This is a genomic window from Spirosoma lituiforme (assembly GCF_054776635.1).
Map to the genome: position 1 here is coordinate 299652 of NZ_BAAHBO010000007.1, position 12125 is coordinate 311776.

The 12125-nt window shown below is 48.0% G+C and carries 9 protein-coding genes; 6 read left to right on the plus strand and 3 right to left on the minus strand.

The features are described 5' to 3' along the window. Nucleotides 1–44 precede the first annotated feature (44 nt). Together purD and recQ are read right to left on the minus strand one after the other, a co-directional pair. Complete coding sequence (gene purD, locus ACYU87_RS22070; RefSeq protein ID WP_461136269.1) at nucleotides 45–1331, minus strand: phosphoribosylamine--glycine ligase; 1287 nt, start codon at nucleotides 1329–1331, stop codon at nucleotides 45–47. Between the two features lie 111 nt (nucleotides 1332–1442). Further along, the gene (recQ, locus tag ACYU87_RS22075) at nucleotides 1443–3653 is read right to left on the minus strand and encodes a DNA helicase RecQ (protein ID WP_461136270.1); all 2211 of its coding nucleotides are present in this window, start codon (nucleotides 3651–3653) and stop codon (nucleotides 1443–1445) included. Nucleotides 3654–3760: 107 nt separating this feature from the next. Between recQ and ACYU87_RS22080 the strand changes: the two genes are divergently transcribed. From ACYU87_RS22080 to ACYU87_RS22095, 4 genes are all read left to right on the plus strand, one after another. Continuing rightward, on the plus strand, nucleotides 3761–4729 hold the full coding sequence (locus ACYU87_RS22080; RefSeq protein WP_461136271.1) for a KpsF/GutQ family sugar-phosphate isomerase: 969 nt from the start codon (nucleotides 3761–3763) through the stop codon (nucleotides 4727–4729). 353 nt (nucleotides 4730–5082) lie between these two features. After that, nucleotides 5083–5598, plus strand: coding sequence for an RNA polymerase sigma factor (locus tag ACYU87_RS22085; RefSeq protein WP_046577103.1), 516 nt, complete (start codon nucleotides 5083–5085; stop codon nucleotides 5596–5598). 362 nt (nucleotides 5599–5960) lie between these two features. Then, on the plus strand, nucleotides 5961–7433 hold the full coding sequence (locus ACYU87_RS22090; RefSeq protein ID WP_461136272.1) for a phytoene desaturase family protein: 1473 nt from the start codon (nucleotides 5961–5963) through the stop codon (nucleotides 7431–7433). Nucleotides 7434–7568: 135 nt separating this feature from the next. Continuing rightward, nucleotides 7569–8405 (plus strand): phytoene/squalene synthase family protein, encoded by an 837-nt coding sequence (locus ACYU87_RS22095; RefSeq protein ID WP_461136273.1) that lies wholly within the window; start codon nucleotides 7569–7571, stop codon nucleotides 8403–8405. 32 nt (nucleotides 8406–8437) lie between these two features. Here ACYU87_RS22095 and ACYU87_RS22100 read toward each other — a convergent pair whose 3' ends face one another. Continuing rightward, nucleotides 8438–9319, minus strand: a complete 882-nt coding sequence (locus ACYU87_RS22100; protein WP_461136274.1) for a cupin-like domain-containing protein — start codon at nucleotides 9317–9319, stop codon at nucleotides 8438–8440. Nucleotides 9320–9493: 174 nt separating this feature from the next. On the opposite strand from ACYU87_RS22100, the gene gatB reads away from it, so the two are divergent. Both gatB and ACYU87_RS22110 read left to right on the plus strand, forming a co-directional pair. After that, complete coding sequence (gatB, locus tag ACYU87_RS22105; RefSeq protein ID WP_461136275.1) at nucleotides 9494–10984, plus strand: Asp-tRNA(Asn)/Glu-tRNA(Gln) amidotransferase subunit GatB; 1491 nt, start codon at nucleotides 9494–9496, stop codon at nucleotides 10982–10984. Beyond that, nucleotides 10981–12117, plus strand: a complete 1137-nt coding sequence (locus ACYU87_RS22110; RefSeq protein ID WP_461136276.1) for a redoxin domain-containing protein — start codon at nucleotides 10981–10983, stop codon at nucleotides 12115–12117. Before gatB ends, ACYU87_RS22110 begins: the two co-directional genes overlap by 4 nt. The last annotated feature ends 8 nt before the right edge of the window (nucleotides 12118–12125 follow it).

Here is a 12125-nt window from a genome sequence, read left to right on the forward strand (position 1 = left end):
GTTCGACGTTTTGTGCCAACCAACAGCAAACCACACGCATCAAACTAGTCTGAGTACCGGATCAGGTCAAGCCCAATGTCTTTTCGGTACTGTTTTCCATCAAATTGTACTATCCGGGCCGCTTCCTGCGACTTCCGAACAGCGTTTTCAAGCGAATTGGCCTGGGCTGTAATAGCCAGTACCCGCCCGCCATTGGTCAACACGTGACCGTCTTTTTCCAGCGTTCCGGCATGAAACGCCATCACATCGTCTAAACGCTCCAGATCTGAAATCAGTTTGCCCGTTTCGTACTCAGCGGGGTAGCCACCAGAAACCAGCATTGTTGTAACGGCGGTCTGTGGCGATACCTGAATAGCAACGCTGTCCAGTGTTCCTTCGGCGGTTGCCATCATCAACTCCGCAAAATCGCTCTGAATGCGGGGCAATACAACTTCCGTTTCAGGATCACCCATCCGTGCATTGTATTCAATAACATAAGGCTCACTGTTAACTTTCATCAAGCCTATGAAAATGAATCCCTTATACACTATACCCTCCTTTTGAAGACCAGCCAGTGTAGGTTTGACAACTTTATCCTCAACTTTTTGCAGAAACGACTTATTGGCAAACACAACGGGAGAAACGGCACCCATGCCCCCCGTATTTGGCCCCTTGTCGCCATCACCGATACGCTTGTAGTCTTTGGCTTCGGGTAGAATTTTATATCCCGTTCCATCGGCCAGCACGAAAACCGATAACTCAATTCCCCGCAAAAATTGTTCGACAACAACCTTACTGCCCGCTTCCCCAAACGCCTGCCCAGCGAGCATATCCTGAAGAGCTGCCTGCGCATCCGCTACTGTTTCGGCAATAATAACTCCTTTACCGGCGGCCAGCCCATCCGCTTTAATGACAATCGGCAATGCGTGATTTTCCAGATAGCTAAGCCCCTCCTGCAATGTATCCACGGTAAACGTCTGGGACGTGGCCGTTGGAATGCCATACCGAAGCATGAATTGCTTGGAGAAATCTTTACTCCCCTCTAACTGCGCACCTTCAGCATCAGGGCCCACAATTCGCAAATCCGACAAATCGGTCTGCTTATGCAGATAATCGACAATTCCCTTCACCAGCGGCTCTTCGGGGCCAACAACAACCAGATCAATTTTTTTGTCCCGGATAGCATCAGCAACTTCCGGGAAGTTATTGTAACTAATGGGCAAATTGGTAGCTACCTGTGCAGTTCCGGCATTGCCTGGTGCAACAAACAACGCATCACACAATGGGCTTTGCGCTAATTTCCAGGCAAAGGCATGTTCGCGCCCACCCGACCCAAGTATTAGTATATTCATTTTGTTTGAGTAATGAGGAGCCAGGAGTAGGGACAGAGCATACCAATGCGTAAACCACTATGCATCAGTATGCTTACTCCCCGCTCCCCACTCCTCATTACTTTTTACTTATTAATTTGCTACTTCCGACAGGAATTTTATGCGCATCAGGCGCAAATCTTGTTCAGTGAAATCATCGCCCCCAAATTCGCGCAACGCCACGGCGATGTTATCGCTTTCGGCCCGCATGAAATACTCGAAGATTTCGTCCTGCCGGTCTTCATCCATCACCTGGTTTATGTAGTAATCGAGGTTTAGTCGCGTACCCGAGTAACAGATGTGTTCAATTTCTTCCATCAGGTCTTCCATAGTCAGCGACTTCGATTCGGCAATCTCATCGAGGTCCACTTTCCGGTCAATCTGCTGGATAATGAATATTTTGACTTTCGATTTGTTGACAGTAGACTTGATAACGACGTCTTTAGCCGTTTCTATCTCGTTGTCTTCGACGTACTTCGTAATAAGATCGATAAACTGTCGGCCAAATTTCTGAACCTTACCCATCCCAACCCCATTGATCTGCGCCATTTCTTCGCGCGTAGTCGGGTAGGTTGTCGCCATCTCTTCCATGGATGTTTCCTGGAAAATAACGTAGGGCGGCAGGTTTTTTTCTTTAGCGATCCGTTTCCGGAGGGCTTTCAGCAAGCCGAGCAGTTCTTCATCATAAGCAACCCCACCCGATGCCAGCGACGAATCTTTATCATCGTCCTCCTTGGTCTCTACACTTTGCTGTTCGTAGTCATGATCTCTGGTCAGCGAAATTGGATACGGGTCTTCAATGTAGTTCAGACCCCGCTGGGATACTTTCAGAATACCATAATTATCAACATCCTTTTCGAGGTAGCCGTAAATTGTGATCTGCTTGATGAGTGAGCACCAGAAATTACAATCGTCGTTGAATTCCAGCCCTTTCCCATACACAGCCAGGCGGTCGTGTTCGTAGCTGGTCACGTACTGGTTTCCCGTTGCCGTTAGCACGTCGGCCAGGTGGGCTACGTCGAACCGCTGATCTGTCTGTAAAACAGTTTGCAGAGCCAGCACCACTTCGTTCTGTGCTTTAAACTTCTCCGGCGATTTCAGACAGTTGTCGCAGAAACCGCAGTCTTTCTCCATGTACTCGCCAAAATAGCCAAGCAACTGCCGACGACGACATACGCCAAGGTTCGCGTAGGAGACCATTTCAGACAGTAAATGTTTGGCATTGTCGCGCTCGGTAACGGGCTTGTCTTTATTGAATTTTTCGAGCTTGACAATATCGTCGTAGCTGTAGAACATCAGGCAGTTACCCTCCAGACCATCGCGACCAGCCCGGCCTGTTTCCTGATAATAACCTTCGAGCGACTTTGGCGCATCGTAATGAATAACGAACCGAACGTCGGGCTTATCGATACCCATACCAAACGCAATGGTTGCACAGATAACGTCGGCGTCTTCATTCAGGAACGCGTCTTGGTTGTGCATCCGAGTCTGGGGGTCCAGGCCAGCGTGATAAGGCAATGCTTTTACATCATTGACGCGCAGGAGTTCCGCAATCTCTTCAACCGTTTTACGACTAAGGCAATAGATGATTCCTGACTTCCCCTTGTTTTGTTTGATGTACTTGATCAGTTGCTTTTTGGCGTCGACCTTCGGCTTGATTTCGTAGTATAGGTTTTTCCGATTGAATGATGTCTTATATAGGTTGGCATCTTCCATTTGCAGGTTTTTCTGAATATCCTGCTGCACTTTGGGTGTTGCCGTCGCCGTGAGGGCGATGACCGGTAAGTTGCCAATATTATCAACGATCCCACGAATTTTACGGTACTCAGGTCTGAAATCGTGGCCCCATTCTGAAATACAGTGTGCTTCGTCAATGGCAACGAATGAAATATTGGCTTTCTTTAAAAAATCCAAATTCTCTTCTTTCGTTAACGACTCGGGAGCAATGTATAAAAGCTTGAGCGAACTGTTGAGCGTATCTTTTTTAACCTTGTTCATCTCCGCCTTGGAGAGCGTCGAGTTAAGGAATTGCGCGTTGATACCAAACGCATTTAACTGATCGACCTGATTCTTCATCAGGGCAATAAGGGGTGAAATAACCACGGCGGTACCCTCACTGACGATAGCAGGGAGCTGATAACATAACGACTTACCGGCTCCAGTGGGCATAATAACAAAGGTATTTCGCCCCGCCAGGATGCTATAAATAATGGCTTCCTGTTCGCCCCGAAACTGGCTATACCCAAAAATTTCTTTTAGCCGCTCTTTAAGAGTTGAATGGACCGACTGATCAACCTGCATCATTCTACAAATCGTACAAAAGTTACTTTACTCAATATGCTTGCCGTATCTTTGCTATATAAAGTTAGCGAATATACGTACCAATCACTTCCTGATTACCAAACCTGACGTTGAAAGTAATAAAAAATCCTAAGACTATCGCCCGTGCGGTTTTGTTGGCCGAAGCGGAAGCAATCCGGAATGCGGTTGATTTACTCGATGATCAATTCGATGCTGCTGTTGAGACTATACTCAAAAGTTCAGGTAGATTGGTCGTTACGGGGGTGGGTAAAAGCGCGCTCATCGGTCAGAAAATTGTGGCCACGATGAACTCAACGGGAACACCATCCCTGTTCATGCATGCAGCCGATGCTATCCACGGTGACCTCGGTATGATTCAGGCGAATGACGTAGTGCTGTTGATCTCGAAAAGCGGTAACACCGCTGAAATAAAAGTACTGCTGCCGCTATTGAAGCGAACAGGCGTCCGGCTGATTGCCCTCGTGAGCGCCCGCGATTCCTATCTGGCCCAGCACGCCGATCATGTTCTTCATGCCTACGCCGAAATGGAAGCCGATCCGCTTAACTTGGCTCCGACAACGAGTACGACAGTAGCTTTAGCCATTGGCGATGCGTTGGCTGTTAGTTTGCTGGAAGTTCGCGGATTTACGCGGCAAGATTTTGCCCGCTACCATCCGGGCGGGTCACTTGGCAAGCGATTGTATCTGCGCGTAGCGGATATTTTTCCCCATAACCAATGCCCACAGGTTTTGCTCACTACGCCTGTGCGAGAAGTAATCTTTACTATCTCGGCTAACAGACTGGGAGCCACGGCTGTTACCGACGAAACTGGTCTACTGAAAGGTATCGTTACTGATGGTGATATTCGGCGTATGGCGTACGACCACGCTTCTTTCTGGGAACTCAGCGCGCAGGATGTGATGACCCCCGCCCCCGTTTGTGTAGACCCGGATGAGTACGCGGCTGCCGCCTTGCAGTTGATGCAGGAGCGTGATGTTTCGCAACTGGTTGTGTCTGAAGCCAATCAGGTGTTGGGCTTCGTGCACCTGCATGATTTGCTCAGAGAGGGTCTTGTTTGACCTTTTATCGATTTATATAGGATTTGGATGAGCCCAAAAGACTAATGCCTGTGAGCCAGCATCGGCGGAGCAATTTGCTTCGCCGATTTTTGTTTAAGACCACCCCATAATCGCTAAACAAAATCCACAGTGTGGATTCCCCACTATGGGGGAAATATTCCACACTCCACAGCTAATAATGTTCGTTCATACGTGTATCAACACAATTTTAATTGACACCAAATCGCTCATATACAGACGTTTACGCCGACGCCTAAAATGTTTAACCTTTAGCAAAAAAAGACTGGTTTTGTTTTTGTCTAAGGGTTAATTGTATTTGATTCAATAGATTCAACAGAAAAACTTAAACAGCCATGACCGCTCTCGAATTTACTAACCATATTGGCAAAGTGTCTAAATCGTTGCGTCCGTTTGCTCTGCGTTTGACCAAAGACGTTGAAGACGCAAACGACCTTTTGCAAGATACATTACTAAAGGCATTTACTAATCGTGACAAGTACACGGACGGAACGAATTTGAAAGCTTGGTTATATACAATCATGAAGAATACGTTCATCACCAACTACCAACGTATGGTGCGGAAAAACACCTTCATCGACACGACTGACAATTTACATTACATTAACTCCATCGAGAGCAGCACAGACAACATAGCCTATTCGTCTTTTGCACAGGACGATATAAACCGGGCGGTTAATGGTCTGGACGATACATACAAGACTCCTTTCATGATGCATTTTCGGGGCTTTAAATACCACGAAATCGCGGCAAAATTGAATATCCCCATTGGAACCGTGAAAAACCGGATTCACATTGCCCGCAAGGAATTGAAAGGACAACTAAAAGTTTACGCATATTTTAACGCATAAATGAGACTTTTTACGAGTTTTGCGTCTAAGGCTTATTGATTGAGTAGTTTTTGGTTAAAAAAGAGGAAGGTTCGAAAGGTTGAGTAGTTTCTACTCAACCTTTTTTTTGTTTATAACACCCTGTTTATCAGGAAAATAACTCAAGATTTCTTCGTAACGACTTGTAATAGTCTAAAAAATACGATTGAGTAGATTTCTGTAGTGCTTCCGCGCCAGTTACATGCCATTCATGCACGTCTGAAAAACCGTCTGGTGTCGTTGCATAGATAAGAGCCCATTGATCGGAAATTTTAGATAGTTTAGCCTAAACAAATTTCTTCATCAATACCTTTTTTTATCTCTTACCTACTCTTTATCCATCAATGCCCAAACGAGTTCTTGTCATAGGTGCCGGGTTTGCTGGGCTGGCAGCAGCCACAAGTCTGGCCGACAAAGGTTACGACGTTACTATCCTCGAAAAAAATGACATACCCGGTGGGCGGGCTCGCGTTTTTGAGGCCGAAGGGTTCACATTCGATATGGGACCAAGCTGGTACTGGATGCCTGATGTATTTGAAACATATTTCGCCCGATTTGGCAAGAAGCCTGCCGACTATTATAATCTCGTTCGCCTTGACCCTTCCTACACCGTTGTTTTTAGTACGACTGAAGCTGTTCATCTCCCTGCCGGACTCGATAATCTGGAAGCGCTGTTCGAACAAATAGAACCTGGCAGCGGTCCCAAGCTGCGGGAATTTTTGAAGCAGGCGGCCTACAAATATGAAGTGGGTATGAACAAATTCGTCTGGAAACCGAGCCGGTCCGTTTCCGAATTTGTCAGTCTGAAATTACTCATTGATGTTGCCCGGCTGGATGTGTTTAAATCGTTTTCCAGCCACGCCCGCAAGTTTTTTACCCATCCGCGCTTACTCGAAATTGTTGAGTTTCCGGTTTTGTTTTTGGGAGCCACCCCAGAAAACACACCTGCGATGTATAGCCTGATGAACTACGCCGAGATGGCACTGGGAACCTGGTATCCCATGGGCGGTATGCATGAAATTGTGAAAGCAATGGTTAGTCTGGCCGAAGAAAAAGGCGTCAAGATTTTGCTCAATCAGACCGTCCGCAAAATTGACATACTCAGAAACAAGGCCCAGCGTATAGTAACAACCGATGGTATTTTTGAGGCAGATGCCATTGTGGCCGGGGCCGATTATAACCACGTTGAAACCAATTTGGTCGCTCCGGAAAACAGAAACTACGACGATACCTACTGGAATACCCGCGTTATGGCTCCCTCCTCCCTGTTATTTTATCTGGGAATCAACAAACGTGTGCCAAAATTGCAGCATCACACCCTGTTCTTCGACGAAGATTTTAAGCTCCACGCCCAGGAAATTTACGAAACGCCCCGCTGGCCGTCCAAACCGTTGTTTTACGTATCGGCACCCTCAAAGACGGATCCTGGCGTAGCACCGGAAGGGTCCGAAAATCTGTTCCTGCTTATACCCGTTGCCCCTGATCTTAATGACGATGATGCTACTCGGGAACACTACTTCAACATGATTATGGATCGGCTCGAAGCCTATGTTGGTGAAGACATTCGTAGCCACATTGTTTTTAAGCGGAGTTATGCGCACAGCGATTTCAAGCAGGATTACAATGCGTTCCGGGGAAATGCCTATGGCCTGGCGAACACCCTCCGACAAACAGCCTTGCTCAAGCCATCCCTCAAGAACAAACGAGTTAATAACCTGTTTTATACCGGACAACTTACCGTGCCCGGACCCGGTGTGCCGCCTTCCCTGATCTCGGGATTAGTGGTGGCCGATGAAGTTGCTAAAGAAATTACCTAATTGCAGTAAGGTGTGTAATCAGGTTCGCCGATGTGCGTAAACCCACAATTTGCCTGGCTTCTCGTAACTTACACGCATTCCGGGCTCGTTCTCATTTGTTTCTTACCCTACTACAAATCCATACGCTTAACTTTTATGATGGCATTGTTCAATAAAACCGCACTGGAGTGCAGTAAGCTGATTACTGAGCATTACAGTACGTCATTTACGCTGGGCATCAAAACGCTCGATCGTAGATTCCATTTGCCCATTTATGCCATCTATGGATTTGTACGGTACGCTGATGAGATTGTGGATACCTTCCACGATTACGATAAGAAAACACTGCTTCTACGCTTCAAACACGATACGTATCAGGCCATCGAAGAAGGAATTAGTTTAAACCCCGTATTGCAGTCATTCCAGTTGGTCGTTGGTCAGTATAAAATTGAACATGAACTAATTGAAGCATTTCTTAAAAGCATGGAAATGGATTTGTACTGTCAGGATTATGACGCCGATGGGTACAACGAATACATCTACGGCTCGGCAGAAGTGGTTGGACTCATGTGCCTGCGGGTCTTCTGCGAGGGCGATTTAGCCGAATTTGATCGTCTGCGGGCATCGGCCCGTAAGCTCGGTGCCGCCTTTCAGAAAGTTAACTTCCTCCGCGATTTGAAAAGTGATTTTGTTGACCGGGGCCGTACCTACTTCCCTGGTGTCGATTTCAACGATTTTGGTCGTGATGCCAAACAACTCATCGAAGCGGATATTCAGCGCGACTTCGACGAAGCGTATGTTGGCATCATGAACCTGCCGCGTGGGGCCAGAATGGGTGTGTATCTGGCCTACATCTATTACCAGACCTTGTTCAACAAAATCAAGCAGTTATCCGCTACGCGCATCCAGAACGAACGGGTGAGGGTACCTAACCCGCAGAAATTCGCGCTTCTGGCTCAAACGTACCTTAAGTACCGACTGAATGTACTTTGATGCATGGATTTTGCTGAATCCATGCATCCTGTTTACCGTTCGAAGGTTCCCAGCATACCACCCAAGACTGACAAATAGGTTTGAACAGCTTTGGCTAGCACAGGTCGGCGCTGGCTCATATTCGTGTCGACTTCCTGCATAAAATTCTTCCAGTTAGACGCATTCAAGCAGTCCAGCGCTACCGATATGGTTGGCGTAAGCGAGCGCGCCGTGTGCCACCATCCGCAGGGAATGAACAGCGTTTCTCCGGGGCCGACCACAAACTTGACCGGTGTCGCTTTGGCAAATAAGGGGTATTTTTCCAGATCAGGATTCCAGATATCGTTTACTTCCGATACCCACGCATTATCCGGTTTAGGGTACACATAAGCCGTTTGGTCGGGCGGAATAACGGTAAATTCCTTATAGCCATACAACTGGGTGATGTACGCGTGCAGGCTCATGTAATCGTAATGCACGTATGGGAACTGGGCCCCCGGACTACCGAAAAACAGTTCCAGCGTATTGGCACCCGACAGCAACCGATTGGGTAACAGCCTGCTCTGAATGCGGTCAGGCTGGGCGTACTTCAGTCGGGGCAATACATCAGGCAGCAATTCTGGATAGTCACGTTCAATCTGTAATGTGCAGGGATAAGGCGCCGGATTTTCCTCGTTGCCGGTCAGCATCCAGTCAATGTATTCACCGAAATTATAGGTCTTCCCCGCTATGATTACTTCCCGATCGCTATACCTCTCCCGGAAGAACTGCGGAGTGAATTTGTTTTTGGCTGCCCATGCTTCGCAAGCATCCCCAATAACAACGGGGTAGTTGGCAAAGAGATGGTCTTTGGCAAATTCATCATAACTCATGCGGTACTTTTTCTCCACAACGATGTTATTCTCGCGTACTAATTCGACTGTTTGGCTAGCCATGGGGTTGGTGGGTTGATGTTACTGGATTTTAGACTACAGGTTTATCCGATTGGCCACTTACTATCCTGTCTATTTATTGTTTGGTAGTTTTGGCTCGTTAGGCTAAAGCTGGCTATCGTCAAGGCTCTGTTTAATTTCTGCCTATCTTTGCCTAAACTTATTTAGGTCTTGTCAATGGTGAACCAAGTGCTTATTTCGCCGGAGGTTCTGTCTCAATACGAAGCGGTTATTGGGCTGGAAGTACACTGTCAGTTGCTCACGCAGAGCAAAATTTTTGCGGCCGATGCCAACGCGTTCGGAGCCGAGCCGAACACCAACATCAGTGTCATCACGTTAGGGCACCCCGGCACATTGCCCAAACTAAATCGCAAGGCCATTGATTATGCCATTCGGATGGGCCTGGCCTGCGGCAGCTCAATCACGCGTCATAACGTATTTGCCCGTAAAAATTATTTTTATCCCGACCTGCCGAAAGGATACCAACTGTCGCAGGACAAGGGGCCGATCTGCGTTGGCGGGGGGATTCTGGTTCATGTAAAAGATCCCGTTACGGGTGAACCGTACCAGACCACAATTCAGATTCACCACATCCATCTCGAAGAGGACGCTGGCAAATCCATCCACGACGGCAACGACTGGGCAACGCAGTTGGACTACAACCGCGCCGGAACGCCCCTCATCGAAATGGTAACCGACCCCTGCATTCACACTGCCGACGAAGCGGGCCAATACTTGACCGAAGTCCGCCGATTGGTTCGGTACCTGGACATTTGCGATGGCAACATGGAAGAAGGCTCGCTGCGCTGCGACGTAAATGTGTCCATTCGGCCGAAGGGGGCTACGCATTTAGGCACGAAGGTTGAAGTAAAAAACCTGAACTCGATCCGAAATGTGATGCGGGCAGTGGACAGTGAATTTTTGCGGCAGGTCGAACTAACCGAAACGAACGGGCGCATTGTGCAGGAAACACGTACGTTCGATGCAGCCACTGGCCTGAGTTACGCCATGCGCGAAAAAGAAACGATGAATGACTATCGGTATTTTCCTGATCCGGATTTAACGCCTGTCGTTATTTCGGATGCGTGGCTGGCTGACGTTCAGGCAGCTATGCCGATGCTGCCAGCCGCAGTCTATCACAAATTTACAACCGTGTATGGTCTTCCGGACTACGATGCGGCTCTGTTGACTGATGCCCGGGAACTGGCCGATTATTATGAAGCTGTTTGCGGCCATACGACCAACTATAAAGCAGCCTCGAACTGGATCATGGGTCCGGTGAAAGGTCAGCTTACGGAAAAGAATATGCGTGATCGTCAGTTTCCGGTTTCAGCCGAACAATTGGCCGATCTGATCAACCTGGTCGACAAAGGTACGATTAGTCAAACGGCTGCCCAACAGGTATTTGCCCTGATGATTGGCCAGCCGGACGCAGAGCCTGCGGCTATTGCCAAAGCAAATGGTCTGGAACAAAATCGCAATACAGACGCGCTGCAAACGTTGGTAGAAGAGGTACTGGCGGCCTGGCCCGACAAGGTAGAGCAATACCGAAAAGGCAAAAAGAACCTGCTGGGCTTGTTTGTTGGTGAAGTGATGAAAAAATCGAAAGGATCGGCTGACCCCAAACTGGTGAATGAGTTATTAGCAAAGACCTTACAAAAAATATGAAAAATTTATTGTTTAGTGTAGCCAGTTTGGTTGCGTTGAGCCTGACCGCTAACGCCCAGACCACCAAGCCATTTACGGTAACGGGCAAAGTCAATAAAGCTACGCCGGGCAGCTACGTTTATCTGGAAACGAACTCGCAGCCGACGCACAAAATTGACTCGGCCAAAGTGACGGCGGGTAATATGTTTACGCTGAACAGTAAGGTGGCTGATGGTGGCGAAGTCTTCGTGCTGAACGTGGGCGGCAATCAGAAAATGGCCCTGCTGGTAGAGGGGGGCGAAACGTTGAATGTAGTTGCTGATGGCTTCGTGATGGACGCTAAAACTGGCCAGATCGGTAAAGCAACCGTTACGGGTTCCAAAAACGTAGAATATTACGAAAAGCTAATGGCGCTTCGTACCGGGATGGAAGAGAAAGTAAAAAAATGGAACAAAGAAGTAGCCGCAGCCACCGAGAAAAAAGACAATAAGCGCATCACGCAAATTGAACAGGCTTACCAGGCCGCTGAGCAGGATGTTGTCAGTAAAGTAAAAGCGATGCTCCCCGAAATGGGAACGTCGCTGGTTTCTTTGTTTGCGCTGAATTTTATCAACATCGAAAGCGATTTCGCTACGTACGAATCTTTGGCACAACGGTTCGAGAAAGAGAATCCCAATAGCCCACACGCCAAATCATTAATTGGTCGGGTTGCCCGGATCAAAGGGGTATCCGTTGGAGCGTCGGCGCCCGAAATTGCTCTGAACGACACAACGGGAAAACCGGTTCCGCTATCATCGTTACGCGGCAAATACGTCCTGATCGACTTTTGGGCATCCTGGTGTGGTCCTTGCCGGGCCGAGAACCCAAACGTGGTTCGGATGTACAATAAGTTCAAAGACAAGGGTTTCGCCATTTACAGCGTCTCGCTCGATCAGGCAAAAGCCAACTGGACAAAAGCCATTCGGAATGACAACCTCACCTGGACGCACGTTTCAGACTTGAAATTCTGGCAATCGGCTGCTGCGCAGCAATACGGCGTTCAGGCTATTCCGGCTACCTTTCTGCTTGACAAAGACGGGAAAATTATTGCCAAAAACCTGCGGGGGGAGGCCCTGGAACAGAAGTTAGAAGAAATTTTGAAAGGTGGTCAATAGGTTAACGG

Bases quoted from the DNA above. Each gene is read 5' to 3' on its own strand.
- ACYU87_RS22095 (WP_461136273.1), top strand. From the start codon at position 7,569: ATGATGGCATTGTTCAATAAAACCGCACTGGAGTGCAGTAAGCTGATT.
- ACYU87_RS22100 (WP_461136274.1), bottom strand. From the start codon at position 9,319: ATGGCTAGCCAAACAGTCGAATTAGTACGCGAGAATAACATCGTTGTG.
- ACYU87_RS22110 (WP_461136276.1), top strand. From the start codon at position 10,981: ATGAAAAATTTATTGTTTAGTGTAGCCAGTTTGGTTGCGTTGAGCCTG.
- ACYU87_RS22090 (WP_461136272.1), top strand. From the start codon at position 5,961: ATGCCCAAACGAGTTCTTGTCATAGGTGCCGGGTTTGCTGGGCTGGCA.
- purD (WP_461136269.1), bottom strand. From the start codon at position 1,331: ATGAATATACTAATACTTGGGTCGGGTGGGCGCGAACATGCCTTTGCC.
- recQ (WP_461136270.1), bottom strand. From the start codon at position 3,653: ATGATGCAGGTTGATCAGTCGGTCCATTCAACTCTTAAAGAGCGGCTA.
- ACYU87_RS22085 (WP_046577103.1), top strand. From the start codon at position 5,083: ATGACCGCTCTCGAATTTACTAACCATATTGGCAAAGTGTCTAAATCG.
- gatB (WP_461136275.1), top strand. From the start codon at position 9,494: ATGGTGAACCAAGTGCTTATTTCGCCGGAGGTTCTGTCTCAATACGAA.